Below are 20375 nucleotides of genomic sequence, written 5' to 3'. Positions count from 1 at the left end.
TTATGGCGAAACGTAATCGCAGTACCTTAAAAAACTATTTCCGCCAAGGCGCAATGCCCTCTGCTGACCATTTTGCAGATTTGATCGACTCATGCGTTAATCAGATTGAAGAAGGATTCGCCAAACCACCCGATTCGGGGCTGCAATTGACGGCGCTCGATCGCGCACATCTACTGAGCTTCTATCAGCAAAGCTCGCCTGACACCCCACTATGGCATATCGGTTTTGCCAAGCAGCAAGATAACTTACAAATTACGGCCGAACAACACCGCAACAAAGCAGCTAATCTCACCCTAACAGGTGATGGGTACATGGGCATTCAAACCGATCATCCACAATGCGCTCTTGATGTTAATGGCTTGATTGCCGCTCATGGCCGGATGGGCCATCAGATGCTTGATGCTGAGATCCCTGCCGATGGACAGTGGCATGATCTAACCCCAGAATTAGAAGGATGTCAGATGTTTGAAATAGCTGCTGGGGTTGGGATCCGCCACAGTGGTCGTTACGCATTGTTACATGCCATTGCGATCAATACCTGTGCGCCAAACCGTTGGTGGAATCGGCTCTGGCAACGCAAAAACCCAATTCAAGTCACCCAGGGCTATTTTCGCTCAAGCTCCGATAAACTACGGCTTCGTTGGAAACAAACAATCAAAGAGGGAGCCATTCGTCCTTATGTACTGCAAATCCGCTCTAATACCAGCTATGGTGATCAACGGGTGATCCGCTATCACCTGACACAGCTGTGGCAGGATGCCTATATGCAAAGCTGTGAAACTCACGTCAGCAGCGAGCTAGATGACTAATGGTCAACCCGATCCCACGACACGACCACGCTGATAAGCCCGATAGTTTTGAGCAGCTCTATCGTCAAGGTCTTCTTTATCTGCAACAACTAAGTGGTCATATCTGGACCGATTACAATTTGCACGACCCCGGTGTCACAATTTTAGAACAGGTCTGCTATGCATTGACCGACTTAATCTATCGAAGTGATTTTGCAGTCAGTGATTATCTCGCCCAGCCAGATGGCCATATTCATTATACTCAGCAAGGGTTGGCGCTGCCGAATACCATTTTGACCTCTCCGCCTCAGCAAATAGCCGATTACGAGCAATATCTGCTGAATAAAATTCCAGCCTTAGAGGGCGTTTCATTACTGCCAGTAACCCAGCCTTTGTATCAGGGGGTTTACACCATCCAATGTCGACTCAACATGATACATCGCCAGCGAGCCTTAAATGAACCACAAACGATCGCCAACATCACTGAACAGATTCAAAAAGTGTATCATCAAGTCCGCGGATTGGGTGAAGACATCAGTCAAGTCACTATCGTCGGAACAACAGGGTTATCACTGTGCGCCAACGTCCAAATTTCCGGTGAAGTCGAACCTAACCGTCTCATTGCGCAGCTCTATTGGCAAGCAACTGAATGGATTGACCATCATGCTCCAATCGCCAATCTGGCGGGACTATTTGAAACACTGTTGGCCATTCCCGGTATTATCAATGTGCAACAGCTTCAGCTGATACCCTATCCCTCTCAATCAGATAACAATGATGCGTTAACGCAACTACCAGAAAATGCTTGGCTAGCCATACCGCTTAATGCAACCGAAATCCAGTTGCAGCTGAGTCAACACGGCCACCCACTGAGTATCGATTTCACTGAGATCCTCTATCACTATCATCAACAATCATCCTCAACTCAATCAACACCATCCCCTTCAGCAGATCTTACAACTAACATATCGGGTCACTTTTATGACTTAAGCCAGTATGAATCGATTCAAACCCTATTCCCCCGCAATTATCGTTTAGCAGCAGCGGGCATAAGTCACTATCAACCGCAGCAACAAGCACAACGTCATCAACTGCGTAGTTATCTGCTGCTATTTGATCAACTAATGGCTAACTTTTGCGCCGATTTAGCAGGCATTCGTCAGCTCTGGTCAACCTTGCTTGAAAACCCAGTCAGCTATCAAGTACAACCCCTAGGAAACCACCAATTCCGAGGTATCGAGCAACATTACGCATCTCAGCCGGAGCACATGTTGCGTCAATTACAGAGCCAATTTGACAACTATCCAGAACGTAAAGGACGGATCTTCGACTACCTGTTAGCGCTGTATGGTGAACATTATCCGGATGCACTGCACTACCAGTTTAATGATTATTTTTCTGCCGAAGAGCTTGAATGGAAACTACTGCACAGCAAGCAACAGTTTATTCTTCATATTAGCGCACTAACCGCTAATCGCGGCTTAGGATGTGACTTGTGTCAAGCCGACAGCATAGGCGATTATCAGCGCCGCCTCACCCTATTGCTTGGAATTTCGTGGCGTCGACACCACTTATACAGCCGCAATATCACTCAGTATCTATTAAATGTTGTACCCGATAGCAGTTTTGCACGCAGTAGTATCGGGCAACAGACCTTGTTTCAACTGCCGGATGTGCTACAAGCACAATTAGAGGATGTGCCAGCAAAGACACAAACCGCCGAGTTATCCGATCAACAAATCCGTCAAATGCGCAGTGCTATTGTCGCTTTTAAAGGACAAACAATCCCCGAATCACTGCTACAGTACGGTATCACGTCTCAAAACTATCGCATTCTACCTCGTACACATAAAGGGGATTATCAACTCTTTTTTACATTCTCCAGCAATACTCAGTCGCCGCAGTGGTTGTATATTGGATGTCATCGTCAGCGACAGAAGCTCATGCAATTTAGCTACTACCTGCGCCAATGGCTGATCCAACTTAATCGCGATAGCGAAGGGCTTTATGTGATCGAACATATTGCGCTACGACCTACCGCTAGTGACCCTAAGCATCATGACGATGACAATCCATATGCCCAACAGATCAGCATTGTTTTGCCTGGTTTTACCGCTCGCCATCAAAATCCATTATTTCGTAGCCAAGCCGAAAGCCTCATCACGCAAAATACTCCCGCACATCTGATGGTGCACTATCACTGGCTCTCATTTTATGCCTTTTGTGCTTTTGAAACTCTTTATACAGACTGGCGGGAAGCCCGCGCCAAACATCAACGCGATCACAAACACTGTGATCAGTTGGCAAACGAGCTCTTAGCCTTTTTATTGCAACCTAATGTGCAATCGCTGGGGCTGACACGATGAAAGCCTTCCACAAAATTGCCCATGCTCGGCTCACACTCAACTTTGAAACTGGCAAACCAGCCGAGCAGTTTGAACGCCAATCCCACCAGTGGGTCTCTCAGCAACTACTACCAATGCTTGAACGCGTCTTTGATCGATTCAATCCCAGCGATGAAGTCATCACCATCGATAAACTTGAGTTGAACCTAGGGAACTTAAATACTGAATCGCTATTGAGTCAATTACTAACCGCTATCGAGGCGCAGCTCACCGTTCAGCTGACGTCTCTCTTAACATCACCGGCCATTGTGCCGAACTCTGTTCATCGCTATGCCAGTAAAGACTATCGTTTTGAACAAGCGCTGATGTTTTTGCAAACGGGTCAATTGCCTTGGAATATTAACAGCCAAAGTCACCTCAGCCAGCTTGATTTAATCCCCGCGATGATCAGCCATATTGATCAACTGGAACACTACTTAGCCGCACAGCCATCTAACGAAGTACTATTGGCGCGGATGATTTATCAACTGCCCACGGAGGATTTAGCACGGCTATTCACGCGCCTATCTGCCGCCAATCAATCTCGATTGATTCAACGCTTAGTCGCAAGTGACAAACAGCATCACCCTCGCTTAAAACAAACTATCGAAGTGTATTATCATCAGCAGTTAACCCACGCGCTGACCCATCATGATCTGAGTTTATTGATGCCATACGCATGGCCCATTATAGGTCCATATAGCCATGTGCTACTTGCCGTATTGCAAGCCCATCATCTCGACCCGAGGCTGCCCGACACACTGGTACGACAATTAACACCATCTCAGCGGTTTTCCCTACTTAGACTATTAGAACCGAGCGAATATCCGTTTCTCTATCTGTTATTAAACACAGCACAATTATGGGTTCACTCAGCCGCAACACCAAGTGCGGCGACAGCATCTAAGATCGCCGCCACGCCTCACCTTAAGCAGCAACTCTGGCGGTTTACTTTGTATTATCTGCTCGTGGAGCGCGGCAGCCGATTTAACAAACAAACTTATCTACAAGGCGTGCTTTATCAAATGGCAGCGCATCAAAATATGGCTGTTGCAGCGCTCATCCACATGTTACGTCAGACCTTGCAACAGAGCGCCATTGACTCACGATTACGCGAGCAAATGCAGACAATGCTCAATGAAATTGACAAGACCCCAAAACAAGATCTCATAGCCATCCCTGAAATAGAAACAATGTCTAGCGCCGTCCGCCGTCACTGGCTACATCATCAACTGGTAGCCGGTGAAATATCCCCCGACACGTTAGACTGGTTCCTCAGGCATGACGCGGCACTGTTAATAAGCACTCTGCGTGGACTAAACGTCAATACGCTATCGGCACAACGTTTACTAAGCGAGCTACCTTTCTTTGCGAAACAAGCGCTTTTAACCACAATTGAACCGGACATAGAACAAAACTCAACGTCGCAAGAAACCATCGAGGCACATTGGCGACAGCACTTCTCGTTGCAAACACGCGCCACCACATCCGAGCCAATCACGATCATTATGGCGCTGCGCTGCGCTGATGAAGTCACATTGCTCGCGCACTGGCCCAGCGAATCAACCCTCTTGAGTTCAATATTACGTTGGATGGGACAACTAGCGGCTATTAGGCAAACATGGGCTGAAGGCTATAGTGATCCAACGCTGATCCGCTTAGCGATTCACATCACCCCAGCGGCTGGTCAAATCATTCAAGACATTATCCACCACCCTAGAATATGGGCCACATTCGAGACCCAACCGGTGGATCGCCATAGCACACGGGTTAGTTATTGGCAGTTTACCCTTGGTTATCTCATTCTCGAACACGAGAGCGAATTTAATCGGCGCAGCTATCTAACCACATTAACGGCGCGCATGGCCGCTCGACGCAACATTTCTCAAACGGAGCTAATCCGCGCAATGTTGCAAGTCGCTTCACCGTCCTCACAATCAATATTATATAGCTTATTGAATGAACAACTACGCTTATTAAGCTCGCACTCATTGTCTACAACTCAGCCACTTGAGCGTTCGCTGGTGAATCAGCCAAATTATTTAGCAAGAGAACAAATAGTTGACGCGCTATTAACGGCTGATCAGCCCATCTGGCAGCAGCTTTATCATAATATGCTCCACCAAGATCCTTTGTGGCTAAGAACGCAGATTGTCACGCTTGGCGAACTCGACAACTATCAACGTCTCTGGGCAGAACAATTTCCAGATAGCACGCTACTGAAACTTGTCATCGTGATCGATTCAAGCGCGCATCCGACCGTTGCTAGTGTCATCCATCATCACCACTATTTTGCGGTGATCACCAGCCATCCCATCGCACTAAAACAGAGTATATGGCAGTTGACCTTCGCCTATCTATTAAGCGATCGCGGCAGCGAATTTAACCGCCATAGCTATTTAAAATCACTCGTCCAACAGTTGGCTGCCAGACATAATGTGTCTGCGCGACAACTGATCGATGCGATGTTACAAACGAGTACCTCACCACCTGATTGGCTAATTGAACTCACCATTGTATATAGCGAGACAAGCCTTTCATCGTCACCAGACATGCTTGCCTGGCTAAAGGCACCTATGGCTCACTGGGTGATTCCCTTAGAGTTATCTGCGACACACCGCCGTGCAGTTGTCGAGCAATTCACTCAAGCTGCTGCGTATTGGCCACTCCAGCAATTGTCAGTGACTAATCAGCAACGATTGATCAAATTACTCGTCCCTAAAATTGCCGACCAGCTTATCACATGGCTCCACACACTCAGCATATTGTTAGAACAGCTTCCCCTGCCAGCAAACTGGTTTTATCAACGCGCATTAGCAGCCGATCCCCCGCGGAGCATCCACGCTTGGCTGCTCGCTATATTAAGTGAATTACACCGACAATTACCCAGTCAAAGCGAAGCACAACGAATCGCCTTACTCCAATCGGTGATCGAGCATCATGTGCCGATTTCGGCGCAAACAGACTGGCTCAAACCACTAAAAAACCCATTGCAAGCACTGCAACAATGGCTTCAAACCGACGCCCCATTGCCAAACATTGAACAACGACGATATATATTGCTCAATCATGGCCACTCTTTGTGGCCGTGGTTGAGCATACAGTTGCAATCCCCTCCGATGTTACGCCGTTGGATTACAGCGCTGAGCGATCAAGAACATCGTCAGCTTTTCGCAACGCATTATCCGCAGCTTTTAGCTTATATTGATTGGCTCGCTCAAACATTGACTCAGCAGCTAGCCGATACAGGGAACGCGCGCAGCATACTTTGGCATACACTTTACCACCAGCTCTTATTGTTAGGCGGCCAAGAGGGAATGTATCACCTTATCAGGCGGATCCAAGCAGCGCTGTTTGCTCACCCATATATCTCTGCTCACGCCCCGCTTAAGCAATCTTTATTAACCACACAGCGCGCAGATAGCCGCTATCAATGGTTAACATTAGAAAACATCAAGGCTACTGCCCCCCCTAAACCACCGGATATTGAGGCCTCGATCATTGGCCCGCTGCAAGAAGCGATCACTCAGCGCCCTTGCCCAATACTCAGCCAAACAGATGATACGCCAGCCGATGGCGAGCCGATAAGTATCGACAATGCTGGGATGGTGTTAGCCGCACCGTATCTTGCCAATCTATTTCAACGACTCGGGTTAACCGATGGTAAACAGTTTGCCAGCCCTCAGACGCAAGAACAGGCTTTATTTTGCCTACAACAGGTAGTATATGGCCAGCATGAAGCGCCCGAATATCGGATGATGCTCAACAAAGTGCTTTGTGGTATGCCTCTAACGATGCCGATCCCAGCTGATCATTTATTGCCCGATGGGGCAGAGTTGGTGATCGACGGCATGCTAAACGCCATGCGCGCACATTGGCAGGCATTAGGTTCAACATCGATTGATGGCCTGCGTAGCACTTTTTTACAACGCTCAGGAACACTTATTCGCCAGACCGAACACTGGCAGCTAAATATCGCCCCCGGCACATTTGATATGCTGCTTGATCAGTTGCCATGGAGCTATCAAACCATTAAATACCCGTGGATGGACAAACCGATGTTTGTCAGTTGGCGTTAGGGAGCAATGCATATGAATTTTCATCAAGTCATTCAGTCAAAGCAACCCGATTCGCAAAGCAAAGGCCGGGCCAATGCCCAGTCGCTTGAGCGAGAAATAAACTGGTTTAATCAGATCATTGATCGGCGTATCAAACTTTACTTTGAGCAAGAACCCCAGTTAGCCGAGATTGATACACTTTCTGCGCCTGACTTGAGTGATGATTACAGCGATTATGCAACACTTATTCGTGATGAAAATCTGCAATGGCCTGAGCGACTGATGCTGATTCTGGCGCTCATACCCTATCTACGTCCCCAACTATTGGATATATTCTTTACTCAAAACGACAGTTTCAGCCGCGGCTATAGTGAGTTTGGTGGTCTTTTGGGTAAAAAACACAGTGGCTTTATCCCCACTGGTGAAACAGCTGCTTTTTTATATGCAGGGAATAGCTTAACCAAACGGCTCGCATTTTTAACCCGGTTTCATAGCGCGCATCGGTTATTTAAAAAAGGAGTCATCGTGCTCGGCGCCACCGAGCCTGATGAGCCGCTATTAAGTTGTAGCCTGAGTATTAGCGATAATTATTTGCACCAATTAACCACAGGTGAAGAACAATCGCCCAGCTACAGCAGTCTGTTTCCAGCAATGCTTATTGAAACTGCGTTGGAATGGCAAGATCTAGTGCTTCCCTCAGCAACCTTAAATGAGGTCCAAAAAGTCTTAACATGGCTCACTTCAGGCTCTGAAATTTTGGCCCATTGGCAACTGCAACGTTATCTCAAAGCTGGCTATCGATGCCTATTTTATGGCCCACCTGGTACGGGCAAAACCTTAACCGCCATACTGCTAGGCAAAGCCAGTGGATTACCCGTTTATCGAGTCGACTTATCGGCGATCGTATCTAAATATATTGGAGAGACTGAAAAAAATCTGGCCAATTTGTTTGATCAAGCTCAGAACCGTCGTTGGATCTTATTTTTTGATGAAGCCGACGCCTTGTTTGGCAGCCGCTCTAAAGGGGATACCGCCAATGATCGCCATGCTAATCAACAAGTGGCGTACCTGTTACAACGGATTGAAGACTTCCCTGGGATGGTGATCTTAGCAACGAACCTTAGGGATAATATTGACGAAGCTTTTGCTCGTCGCTTTCAGTCGATGATCTATTTTCCAATTCCAGATATCGAGCAGCGTCTCGCCTTGTGGCAAACCCTAATCGGCTTGCATTTACCCGATGATGAGCACGCCCAGCTTGAACAGTTGGCCGAAGCCTATCCGATGGCTGCAGGAGCCATGATTAATGTCGTTCGAGATGCAGCGATTAGCGCCCACCAACAACAAAGCCCAAATATAACCTGTGACATGCTACGCCAAGGGATCCAAAAAGAGCGTCGCAAAGAAGGAAAAACACTATGATCACATCAGTAAGGTTCATGCCATTTGGGATAGTGTTGTACTGTATCATGACCTTTTCCGCTCACGCTGCCAGCCCATCAATTTGGGACGGATCAGCGTATACTAACTGCTATAAATCCCTACCCAGTGGTAGCTCTGATGTGTTTGGCAAAATCACCCAGCAACAATTGCAATCACTCTATGAATATAATCCGACGTTTATTCAGTCGCTGAAAAACGACGGTCACCTTTTAGATGATGGTCTTTATGGTCCCAAAACTCGTACTTGGCTCGCCTACTTTTGTGCAGAATTTGCCGTAATTGTACCTAAAAACCAAACCCGCTTTGTGCAAACACTGCAAACAAACCTGACACAAGCCAGTCAAATCAACACGCTTTATCCACATTGGCGCAAAACCATCGCGCCAAACCAGCTGCTGCACTTAAGCGCACAAGAACTTCAACAAGATCTTACCCCAAAACCACCCCATATAGAACCGTCCACACCTCAACCTCAACCCCAGCCAAGTCCTCCTCAACAGGTTCAGCAAACGAAGACGGTCGACTACTACCAACTGAGTGCGGTGGATCTCAACGCTTTGGCCGACCAGCAAGCAGCGATTCAAATATTAAACAAACTGTCTTCTAAACAATTTGACCAACGCACGCAGCTTTTTAATGCCCTGCGTGAACCATTGACCCAATTGGGACATCCAGAATTAGACCTAAATGGATTAATCGAGTCGCAACCGCTCAAAGTATCAGCAAGCTCAAATAGCCAAACCCAGAGTAGCACCACCACTAAAGCCACGTATAGTTTAAACGACCAACATACCACTCAAGTCAGGCAAACCACCGAGAGTAGCCAAACTAAAACTCAAACGCCTGCATTAGTTTGGCAGATCAATTCATCAGCACTTAAAAAAACGCTTGAACAGCTTAAACTGGTAGCTATTTCCAAAGACTCACTCAACGCGCTTCAGCCGCTACAAGGCGAAGTTTTTGCCGGCAACTATCTATTTGATATCGCATTGAAACTTGCCGGTATTTCACCATCGAGCGACACGGGTAAAAGTATTATCCAGAAAGCGGGGAAACAAGGGATTTCGCCGAAAACAGATCGACCGACATTATGGCGAGCGCCCTCCAACTGTGGCTGTGAAGACAGTAAAGCTCCCCTTTATAGCGCCGATATTTTCTATGGATTTTACCCCTACTGGCTGCACCCTAAAGAAGGTCAACTCATTCACTTTAGCCAGTTGGATCGCATTGGCTACGTCGGAGCTACATTGAAGCCTACCGACAACGGGGGAACTTTAATCTTACCTCCAAACTGGACGACCGAGGTCAAAGATAGTGAGTTTATCCAAACTGCCCACCGCTACCGCACTGACATCGATCTCGTGGTTAGCGCATCAAGACATTTATCCGAGCAACAGCTCACCGGATTATTCACTACCGAAATGATCAAACAATTAGTCGATAGTGTTCAACAGCCTCTGAACAAGCATCTGAGTAATCGCATGCATCCTTTGTTCTCTTTAGGTATGACGCATATTCCAACTATCGCCGATGGCATTACCCTCGATTTAGACTTAACAACGCTGCAAAGCCCTGACAGCCAAAAAGCCTTTTTAGCATTTATTCGTGCCTTAAAAGCCAGTTTACTCGATAAAGCCAATACAGAGAGCATTGAAGCACACGCCCATGATCGCTACTACCTTAACGTGATCATTCCAATTCAAGCGGTATTAGCTGCCGATCCCCACAGTTTTTATACCTTTAGCAATTTGGACAAGCTTTCTAAAATAAGTAATTTGTTAATTATGCGTCCAGGGAGCGCAACACAAACGGATAAAAGCGATAATGAGCTTAGCCAGATCCGCGGCTTATTGAAGTGGCTGAGTAACCAGCCAGAACAGGATAAAACCGCCGTTTTATATCAACATATGATCCCCATGCTGATTACTGCTGCACATTATCATTCCTACGAAAAATTAAACCAGTTGGTGCACCTATCAAGCTGGAGCTTACTTGGGGCGGCTTATTGGCCAACAGTCACCGACTCAGTCAGTCAACAATTTATCCAAAACACGTTCTACTCGACTCAATCCCCTTCACCGACACCTCTAAACACGGTCATTGCTTATAGCACTCAGGTGTTAAACTGGATTTGCCCAAACCGCTGGTTACTGCGGTTAATCTTGTTCGGTGTGTTTAGCGTCATCATTGTTATTTTGCTCGCGAGTATCTGGTACTACCCATGGCGAAAATTCATCGCAAGTTTGCCCTTCGTCACCCTATGCTCTGCCGCAATATTCGGGTTAATGTTAGTATTTATCGCTGATCCTTATTTTAAAAATATGCAAGGACCCATTATGCTAGGGTTTGCCATGGTCATTGGTGCGATTCTTATGGGCGTTCGAGTGCTGCGAAAAGAGGGAGATAAGCCTTAATATATTGTACTATGCGATGGTTGTTGGCCTGAATTTTCTATCAGGCCAACAAGTCCAAAAGACCGTTCAACACATTTGATAAAGCTGAATAAACAATTCAGGAAAACAAGAAACGTTTCAATAAGAGCAATGAATCGCTATTTTTTAGCGATGATGATCATTTCATGAATAGGCCGTCCATGCGTATCGAACTCCGCGTCCAAATAATGTTATTACTTTTATTGCTACTTGCATTTCCCACCTATAGTGCCAGTCAAAATATTCATGACATAGAACACCAATGGGCCGTCTGTCAGTACCAACGTCAGCAATCGGATGAGCAAATTCACTGTTATAACCAACTGATAGCTCTGATCCGACAATCTTTAACAAAAGATGCTGATAACCCAACGCTAAATACCCTACTTGCCATTAATCTAGCATCGCTGGCCGGTGTGGAAGGAGGCAGCAGTGCACTCGGTTTAATTCGGGAAGCCAAAGATCGCATCGAACACGTCATAACCATTGATCCTCACGTCCTACACAACGCGCCATATGTCATTTTGGGTGCCCTTTACTATCGAGCACCCAGCTGGCCGATTAGTTTTGGCAATAATGACAAAGCAAAGACATTGCTCAAACAGGCGATGAAAATGAACCCAAACGATTTGACGACTAACTACTTCTATGCCGATTTTTTGTCTAAACAAGGCAAAAAAGCTGAAGCTATCCAGATCCTTAAACAAGCTTTAAAATTTAAGATCAATCCCGAATATCAGTTAGCAGATGAGGGACGAAAAAAAGATATCAGGGCGTTACTGAATAAACTCCAATAATAGAGCCGCCCAGTTTGCTTAGTTGCTCTATAAGAGCTAAAGGCGTTATTTGCGTCAAGGCGAAGTCAACATCATCGGGATGAATGACTCAATAACACGGGCCCCTTTCGTTCAAAAAAGGGTGATATACAATGGAGGCTAAGCTGAATTAACTTAGCATTAGCATAACTGACGCTAACGACTTATAAGCCTTGGTTGCACAGAATCTGTTACAGGCTCAAAGAAAATGATATCTACTCAACTCGCCTCATTCGCTCAATGGTTGTCTCGGTCTGTCAATAGTTGATGATTTTAAATAAGCTCTCAGCCATTTTTCATATTCTTTGACATGCAAATAAACGCTATCAATCGGGCACTTTTCAAGCGTCCGCAGCCTCCCTTCCTAAGAGGTAAGAAAATTACGGCTAGTATTACTTGTTTCTATAACAGGGCCATCATCGGAGCGATCTTTTAATTTCACGCCGGAGAGTTTTAACTGTCTGGCTTCGCTTAATAGATAAAATGCCTTGCGAGCAGCTTCTTGATACTTAAGTCCCGCAGGGCGAATATTCGAGATACAGTTGCGAGACGCATCGGTATAACCGACCTTACCTCCCCATGTAAGATACAAACCTAAACTATCGGGTGAGCTTAAGCCGGGCCGTTCTCCAATTAATACGAGGACACATTTGGCATTTAAGCGCTCACAGATATCATCGCCAATAGCAACTCGTCCCTGCTCTACCAAGCACAAAGGTGCTACATTCCAAGCAGTAGAAGGTAATTCAAACGAATCCATGTAGCGATTAAGATGGGAATCATCGTTTTGAGTATTGAGTAGGGAAAATAGCGCATCGAGAAAAGGCTGGGTATTGTGCTCAATGGCAATAGAAGATAGCCCATCGGCAATAGCAATCACAAGGTCATAACCTTGCGGGTGAGTCGCTCTATGTTCATCAAGCTTGTTGGCCGAATCTTGATCAAGTCGTCTTCCATAATCAGGTCGTTGTAAGTAACAGCCACGATCCACCGCTCTGCTATGCAACAACAAGGGGGGGGATGATGGTGCCCAATCTTGAGCCATCAACTGATTGGCTAAACTGTCGCTATCCATATGAGTATGAACAGCATCAATGGCTTGAGCATGGGCAAGTTGAAATGCCAATAAATGCTTAGTTGGGACACTAATACCCGCATGCCCAAGGCCAATTCGTGCATCGGTAAAAGTATTAAGCTTTCGCCACGGGTTTTCCGTTACGGCTTCATCAAAGGAAGAGTCCAACAGCGAGCGATCAGCAGATTGTATAATTAATTTATTCTGGCTCACGAGAGGCCTCCGATCAGACGATTCAAAGGTTGACGAAAAGCACTAGGTACTGTTTGATTCAAAACGAATTGCTCGTTACTCTTAAAAATTTGCATTTTTTCCAGCCACGCATCAAATTCTGGGGCAGGTTTTAACCCTAATACTCGACGAGCATATAGCGCATCGTGAAACGAGGTAGTTTGATAGTTGAGCATTATGTCGTCAGAACCAGGGATCCCCATCACAAAGGTACACCCCGCGACCCCGAGAAGCGTAAGGAGATTATCCATATCATTTTGATCCGCCTGCGCGTGATTGGTATAACAAACATCACACCCCATGGGTAAGCCGAGTAGTTTGCCACAGAAGTGGTCTTCTAGACCTGCGCGAGCGATCTCTTTGCCATCATACAAATATTCTGGGCCGATAAACCCAACAACGGTGTTGACCAATAATGGATTAAACTTACGGGCAACGGCGTAGGCGCGGGCTTCGCAGGTCTGTTGATCCAGACCATGATTCGCATTGGCTGACAAGGCGCTCCCTTGACCGGTTTCAAAATACATCACGTTGTGACCGACCGTACCACGCTTTAAGGACAAAGCAGCATCCTGCGCTTCAGCAAGATTGGCAAGGCTAAAGCCAAAACTGTCGTTGGTGGCCTGCGTACCACCGATGGATTGAAAAACTAAGTCTACAGGCGCACCTTGCTCGATGCATTCCAGTGTATTAGTAACGTGGGTTAGTACACACGACTGAGTCGGGATCTCATAGTGCTGGATTACATCGTCCATCATTTTTATCAAACGAGTCGCTTGCTGAACGTTGTCTGTCGCTGGATTGATGCCAATCACCGCATCCCCATTGGCGTATAACAAACCATCTAACATACTCGCCGCAATCCCCGTTAAGTCATCGGTTGGATGGTTAGGCTGTAGGCGTGTGGATAAATGCCCCGGTAAGCCGATGGTATTACGAAACGCAGTGGTAACATGGCATTTTTTTGCAACGAGAATAAGGTCTTGGTTGCGCATAATCTTACTCACTGCCGCGGCCATTTCTGGTGTCACACCTAAGCGAATTTGCGTAAGCACCTCACTGCTCGCTAGATCGCTCAACAACCAATCCCGAAAACCGCCAACAGTAAGATGCGATATAGGCGCAAAGGCGACAGCATCATGATCGTCTATGATCAAGCGGGTAATGTCGTCATCTTCATAGGGAACAAGAAGCTGTTCAAGAAAGAGTTTCAGCGGTACATCAGCTAACGTCATTTGTGCAATAACACGCTCTTCTGCGCTTTGCGCTGCAACACCTGCGAGCCTATCACCAGAGCGGGCAGGCGTCGCCTTAGCCATCAGATCAGCAAGGTCAACAAAGCCGAACGTTCGCTGCCCCAATGTATGACGAAATTGAAACGGAGTATGAGCATGGGTCATCGGTGGAGTCTCGTGTTACAAACATGAATCGCAATAAAAACAAATTATCCCAAGTGACTACTTTAAAACTTATCACTTTGAGATGAACACGCAAAGCATTATTCGGCGATTATCGCCTTATTGAATAATGATTTATGTTCTATCACAACCAGGTTAAAACAACTTACGATAAACAATGCCAATCAACTCTAATCTATTAGTTCTTAAACAAAATGCTCAAACTTAAAGCCAGTAATGCGATTAGATAATGTTAGCAGGATTAGAAAATAATATAGAAAGGAAGTGGTGCCCGGGGCCGGACTTGAACCGGCACGAACTTGCGTTCGAGGGATTTTAAATCCCTTGTGTCTACCTATTTCACCACCCGGGCCATACTAATTATGCTGAAGATTTGTTGGAACAGTTGAACAAATAGGTTCTAGATTAAACAATTCTATAAAAATCTGACCTATTAAATTCTTAGATAAGAAAGTGGTGCCCGGAGCCGGACTTGAACCGGCACGAACTTGCGTTCGAGGGATTTTAAATCCCTTGTGTCTACCTATTTCACCACCCGGGCCATACTAACTTCAATATGGAGGCGGGTCCCGGAGTCGAACCGAGGTACACGGATTTGCAATCCGCTGCATGGCCACTCTGCCAACCCGCCTTAATTATCTTTGGAGCGGCACACGAGGCTCGAACTCGTGACCTCGACCTTGGCAAGGTCGCGCTCTACCAACTGAGCTAGTGCCGCTTTTAGATAAAAATCAACTCAAGCGCAAAGCCTCGCTGGCCTGCTTTGTTGATGTGCTGTGCATTTTAGCGATGTTATCTCAGTCGTCAACAACAAATTTTAAACTTTTTGTTCATTCGCCTGAAAAACAGTCAACTTTAAGATTTTTCATGCAATTCGCTTTGTTTTTGTCCAGTTAAATACGGCCAAGCTGCTTTTATGTAGGCAATCATAGACCAGATAGTGAGTAACACGGCAAAATATAATAAAATTTTAGATCCTATCACCATCCAAGGCTGATACTGCCAAAGTAATCCAGTGATCGAAGCCATTTGCGCAGCTGTCTTATATTTACCTAGCTTATTCACTGCGACACTGGCTCGGCTACCTAATTCAGCCATCCATTCGCGTAACGCAGAGATCACCACTTCACGACCAATCACCACCATTGCCGGTAAGCTAATCCAGATTGAATCATAATGCTCAACCAAAACGACTAAAGTCGTCGTCACCATCACTTTGTCGGCAACGGGGTCAAGAAAGGCGCCAAAGGCCGTTGTTTGTTTTAACCGACGCGCTAAAAATCCATCCAGATAATCTGTAAACGCGGCCAACACAAAGATAGCGGCTGAAGCGGTATAAGCCCAAGGTACAGGTAAATAAAATGCAACAAGAAAAAACGGAATCAGAATCAACCGAAATAACGTCAAAATATTAGGTATTGTTTTCATTAGCGTATAATTTTTAAGTCAATGAGGGTATGTTGCCCGTTTGTGGCTACTCTTGCAATCGATCAACGATAGTTTGTGCAAGAGTTCGACTAATCCCAGGAACTCTGACCAGCTCCTCGACGCCAGCACGTTTCACCTCTTGGATACCGCCCATGTATTTGAGTAAGGCTTGGCGTTTTTTAGCGCCGATACCAGGAATATCTTCTAATACACTATGCTGTCGCGCTTTATCGCGGCGTTGCCGATGGCCAGTAATTGCAAATCGATGGCTTTCGTCTCGAATATACTGAATGAGGTGTAATGCGCTCTCATGCTTTTCTAGATGTAGCGCACGCATCTCTCGGCCAATCAGTAGTGTTTCTAGGCCTGGTTTTCGAGTCACACCTTTGGCAACGCCAACAAATAGAGGTTCTTGAGTGAGCTGCATGGCATCAAACGCGTTGAATGCCGCATTTAACTGCCCCTTCCCCCCATCGATAAAGAGGATATCGGGCATATCGACCTCTGCGGTTTGCTTACCATAGCGGCGCTTGAGTGCTTGGGACATCGCGGCATAATCATCACCACCGGTAATGCCTTCAATATTGAAGCGTCGATAGGCACTCTTATTCGGACCTTTTTCATCAAATACCACACAAGACGCAACGGTGCGCTCGCCTTGAGTATGGCTGATGTCAAAGCACTCCATTCGCTGAATAGGCTCAGGATGTTGTAAAAACTGTTGTAGGGCAGCCAGACGAGTAGCAGCTGTAGACGCTTCTTGCAGTTTACTCGACACCGCATTTTTGGCATTGTCATTGGCTAGTTTTAACAGATGTACTTTTTCGCCTCGGCTAGGACGATGTAAAACGACCTGATGACCCGCCCGCTCACTTAGTGCGTCTTGCAGGGGCAACCATTCTTGTTGTTGATAACCGATTAGGATTTCACGGGGTAATTGACCCTCTCGTTGCTCAGCTAGATAATACTGACTGATGAAACTCTGAACAACTTCGGACAGTTCCGTGTCTGGGGGGACTTTAGGATAATAGCTGCGACTCCCTATCAATTGTCCGTCACGGAACAGCATCAAATGTACCGCTGCGATACCATTGCGATAGTCAAATCCGACAATGTCAGTTTGGGCGGCTCCCGTCCCTGAAACCCACTGCTGCTCTTGCACACGGCGTAGCGCTTGAATTTGATCCCGATAGCGAGCGGCTTTTTCAAATGCGAGCTCATGGCTAGCATCTTCCATATGATGCACCAACCGCTCAATCACTTCATCACCTTTGCCGCTGAGAAATAATCCGACTAACCCAACCTGCTTTTGATATTCATCATCACTCACTTTATCGCAACAAGGACCGCTACAGCGACCAATCTGATACTGCAGACAGGGACGAGTGCGATTGGCATACTCGCTGTCTCGACATTGCCGAATTGGAAAGGTTTTTTGCAACAGAATTAAACTTTCTCGCACTGCCGAGCCACTTGGATAAGGGCCAAAATAGCGCCCTTGGGTACGTTTGCGCCCACGGTGCAGCGTTAACCGTGGGTGACGATGATGGGTCAACACGATGTAAGGATAGGATTTGTCATCTCTTAGGACAACATTATAGCGAGGTCGATACTTTTTGATTAAATTGTGTTCAAGAATTAGCGCCTCAGTTTCACTATTAGTGATAGTGGTCTCAATACGCACAATTTGCCGTACCAACGCAGCGGTTTTAGCACGATCAACCCGCGCTCTAAAGTAGCTCGAAAGCCTCTTTTTAAGTGATTTAGCTTTGCCTACATAGATAACCACATCTTGGTTATCATACATTCGATAAACGCCAGGCAGAGCTGGCGTTCGACTTAAAAAAGCTGTCGCATCAAACTCACTCATCTAGAGCTTTTCTGCGTCCAAAATGCCGTGACGGATAGCCAAATGGGTTAACTCAACATCACCACTAATATTCAGTTTACTAAAAAGTCGATAACGATAGCTATTCACCGTTTTTGAACTTAGATTCAATTGTTCTGAAATATCAGTGACACGGACCCCCTTGGTGATCATCAACATAATTTGCAGTTCACGCTCAGACAACTGGGAAAACGGATTTTCACTGTCTGTTGAAAATGAACTCAATGCAACCTGTTGGGCAATCTGTGGCGATAAATAACGCTGACCACAGCTGACCGTTCGAATTGCGTTAAGCATTTCATCAGGGGCTGCCCCCTTGGTTAAATAGCCAAACGCCCCAGCTTGCATGACCTTGCTAGGGAATGGATTTTCGGTATGAATCGTTAATACCACTATTCGCGTATCGGGATCGTAACGAAGAATTTTCCGAGTTGCTTCTAAGCCTCCAATCCCTGGCATATTCATATCCATAAGCATGACATCAGCATGGTTCTGACGAGCCCATTGGACCGCCTGTTCACCGCTTTCTGCCTCACCGACAACTTTCATTCCTCGTGCATCTTCAATAATGCGACGGATCCCTGTGCGCACTAACTCGTGATCATCAACTAGATAAACGGTAATCAAGCGTACATCTCCGCACAGTAAAATTTACTTAACTCACTAGGCAGTTAGATTTTACAATTTTATTATCACACCAATCAATAATAATTGGGTCGACAAAAACCGCTAACTGTTCTGTCAGTTTATAAAACATCGACACTAGATACTATCAGGCTTTAATAGACAGAGCGACTAAAAAGAGGGGAACATATATGAAATCCTATACCCTGATCACAGGTTGTTTAGATAGAACTCACTTTCAACTCAAAACAGATGCGATGAGGGTTAATGCTATATATACAGTGAGATAGCGAGTGGGATTTGTCACTTGGATAAATTTAACATGGGAAGCAAAAAGGGCATCACAGATGTGATGCCCTTTTCTAAAAAGTGGCGGAGGAGGAGAGATTCGAACTCTCGGTGGGCTATGAACCCACGCCGGTTTTCAAGACCGGTGCATTCAACCGCTCTGCCACCCCTCCGCAGACGACGAGGCGCATATTAGCGATTTGCTACAATGTTGTAAAGGCTTGCTTGATGCTTTTCCTTAAATTTCGATTTGGTTGCTGTCTTTTTATGCGAACCGCTCATTTTTTCAATGCAGTTCACGTCTTCCAATACGCTCGATGATCAATATCAGCTCTATCAAGAGCTCATCCATATGACGAATAATCTGCCGCCCACATTTTCATTAATGCAGGACTAAATGCAAAAAGGGCATCACAAATGTGATGCCCTTTTTAAAAAGTGGCGGAGGAGGAGAGATTCGAACTCTCGGTGGGCTATGAACCCACGCCGGTTTTCAAGACCGGTGCATTCAACCGCTCTGCCACCCCTCCGCAGCGGGAACGAATAATACTGATTGAAATTTTAAACGCAACTATTTTTTAAAATTATTATCTGATTTTTACAAAAAAATCGTTCGGTTGATTATTTATTGATCATAACAGCTTCTTTTCAATGAACTTTTAATACATATTGTATTCTAACTATAAACTAGGGCCATTTCCTTGGGTCAATGGTTGTTATACTCAGCCGTATAAATTATGTATACTCACTTTTAGTATTAAGTGATCAAGAGTGGAGAAACTCTATGAATGAATATCGCAGTGTTGACTATAGTAACATTCGTCAACAAGATGAGACCAATAAGGTCTTACGTAACACCTACATGCTATTAGCAATGACCTTAGCCTTTTCTGCCGCTATTGCGGGTGCATCAGCAGTTCTAATGTTACCGCCTCCAGGTATCATTTTAACCTTAGTCGGCTTTTATGGGTTATTATTTGCTGTTGAGAAAACCAAAAATAGCTCAACAGGCCTTGTATTCGTTTTCTTGCTCACTGGATTTATGGGGTATACCTTAGGCCCTATTATCGATCTGCTGCTTAAAACAGGTGGAACTGGTATTTTGATGACTGCATTAGGTGGAACCGCCCTCACCTTCTTTGCATTGTCAGCTTATGTATTGACCACTCGCAAAGATATGTCGTTTTTAGGTGGCATGATGACAGCAGGCTTTGTCGTGCTCGTTGTAGCGATGATTGCGAACCTGTTCTTGCATATGCCAGTACTGAACTTAGTCTTAAGTGGCTTGTTCATTCTGTTTTCATCAGGCGCTATTTTGATGCAGACCAGTGCAATTATCCACGGCGGGGAACGTAATTATATTTCTGCAACCGTGACAATCTTTGTGTCGTTGTACAACATCTTCCTAAGCTTGCTCAACATTTTAATGGCTTCTTCTCGCAATTAAAAAAATTGAACTCGCTTATTAGTCTCTATCAACGCCCCTTCTTTGGGGCGTTTTTT

General features: G+C 45.8%; 12 protein-coding genes and 6 tRNA genes. 7 read left to right on the top strand and 11 right to left on the bottom strand.

What is annotated here, in order from left to right; all coding sequences use genetic code 11:
* Positions 1–2 precede the first annotated feature (2 nt).
* The 6 genes from ABUE30_RS01045 (at position 3) to ABUE30_RS01020 (ending at position 11902) form a co-directional block, all read left to right on the top strand.
* A complete protein-coding gene (locus ABUE30_RS01045; protein ID WP_408621831.1) occupies positions 3–809 on the top strand; it encodes a hypothetical protein in 807 nt (268 codons plus the stop codon).
* Positions 809–3154, top strand: a complete 2346-nt coding sequence (locus ABUE30_RS01040; RefSeq protein ID WP_408621830.1) for a hypothetical protein — start codon at positions 809–811, stop codon at positions 3152–3154. The genes ABUE30_RS01045 and ABUE30_RS01040 overlap by 1 nt, the downstream gene beginning before the upstream one ends.
* A complete protein-coding gene (locus ABUE30_RS01035) occupies positions 3151–7251 on the top strand; it encodes a contractile injection system tape measure protein (protein WP_408621828.1) in 4101 nt (1366 codons plus the stop codon). Before ABUE30_RS01040 ends, ABUE30_RS01035 begins: the two co-directional genes overlap by 4 nt.
* Before the next feature lie 12 nt (positions 7252–7263).
* Entirely contained in the window at positions 7264–8652 is a 1389-nt protein-coding gene (locus ABUE30_RS01030; protein ID WP_408621826.1) for an ATP-binding protein, read from the top strand.
* Complete coding sequence (locus ABUE30_RS01025) at positions 8649–11087, top strand: hypothetical protein (protein WP_408621824.1); 2439 nt, start codon at positions 8649–8651, stop codon at positions 11085–11087. Before ABUE30_RS01030 ends, ABUE30_RS01025 begins: the two co-directional genes overlap by 4 nt.
* A 164-nt stretch (positions 11088–11251) precedes the next feature.
* The gene (locus tag ABUE30_RS01020) at positions 11252–11902 is read left to right on the top strand and encodes a tetratricopeptide repeat protein (RefSeq protein ID WP_408621822.1); all 651 of its coding nucleotides are present in this window, start codon (positions 11252–11254) and stop codon (positions 11900–11902) included.
* Between the two features lie 382 nt (positions 11903–12284).
* On the opposite strand, the gene eutC is transcribed toward ABUE30_RS01020, so the two are convergent.
* The 11 genes from eutC to ABUE30_RS00965 all read right to left on the bottom strand — a co-directional run bounded on the left by eutC (position 12285) and on the right by ABUE30_RS00965 (position 19402).
* Positions 12285–13208 carry an ethanolamine ammonia-lyase subunit EutC gene (gene eutC / locus ABUE30_RS01015; protein ID WP_408621820.1) on the bottom strand — a complete coding sequence of 308 codons (924 nt, stop codon included), beginning with the start codon at positions 13206–13208 and terminating at the stop codon, positions 12285–12287.
* Positions 13205–14626: an ethanolamine ammonia-lyase subunit EutB gene (locus tag ABUE30_RS01010; protein ID WP_408621818.1), complete on the bottom strand. Its 1422-nt coding sequence runs from the start codon at positions 14624–14626 to the stop codon at positions 13205–13207. Before ABUE30_RS01010 ends, eutC begins: the two co-directional genes overlap by 4 nt.
* Positions 14627–14909: 283 nt before the next feature.
* A tRNA-Leu gene (locus ABUE30_RS01005) sits at positions 14910–14996 on the bottom strand.
* A gap of 102 nt (positions 14997–15098) precedes the next feature.
* A tRNA-Leu gene (locus ABUE30_RS01000) sits at positions 15099–15185 on the bottom strand.
* A gap of 16 nt (positions 15186–15201) precedes the next feature.
* A tRNA-Cys gene (locus tag ABUE30_RS00995) sits at positions 15202–15275 on the bottom strand.
* Positions 15276–15286: 11 nt separating this feature from the next.
* A tRNA-Gly gene (locus ABUE30_RS00990) sits at positions 15287–15362 on the bottom strand.
* Positions 15363–15499: 137 nt separating this feature from the next.
* A complete protein-coding gene (gene pgsA, locus ABUE30_RS00985; RefSeq protein WP_408621816.1) occupies positions 15500–16072 on the bottom strand; it encodes a CDP-diacylglycerol--glycerol-3-phosphate 3-phosphatidyltransferase in 573 nt (190 codons plus the stop codon).
* Between the two features lie 46 nt (positions 16073–16118).
* Positions 16119–17942 carry an excinuclease ABC subunit UvrC gene (gene uvrC, locus ABUE30_RS00980; RefSeq protein WP_408621814.1) on the bottom strand — a complete coding sequence of 608 codons (1824 nt, stop codon included), beginning with the start codon at positions 17940–17942 and terminating at the stop codon, positions 16119–16121.
* Positions 17943–18587, bottom strand: coding sequence for a UvrY/SirA/GacA family response regulator transcription factor (gene uvrY / locus ABUE30_RS00975; RefSeq protein ID WP_408621812.1), 645 nt, complete (start codon positions 18585–18587; stop codon positions 17943–17945).
* Between the two features lie 367 nt (positions 18588–18954).
* Positions 18955–19045: transfer RNA gene (locus tag ABUE30_RS00970), tRNA-Ser, on the bottom strand.
* Positions 19046–19311: 266 nt separating this feature from the next.
* Positions 19312–19402, bottom strand: a tRNA-Ser gene (locus ABUE30_RS00965).
* A 254-nt stretch (positions 19403–19656) separates the two neighbouring features.
* Here ABUE30_RS00965 and ABUE30_RS00960 point away from each other — a divergent pair.
* Entirely contained in the window at positions 19657–20319 is a 663-nt protein-coding gene (locus ABUE30_RS00960) for a Bax inhibitor-1/YccA family protein (RefSeq protein ID WP_408621810.1), read from the top strand.
* Positions 20320–20375 lie beyond the last annotated feature (56 nt).

It is taken from the genome of Celerinatantimonas yamalensis (genome assembly GCF_046054155.1).
Lineage (GTDB): Bacteria > Pseudomonadota > Gammaproteobacteria > Enterobacterales > Celerinatantimonadaceae > Celerinatantimonas > Celerinatantimonas yamalensis.
The sequence above is the reverse complement of the archived record's forward strand: the minus strand, read 5'-3'. Positions and strand labels throughout refer to the sequence as shown.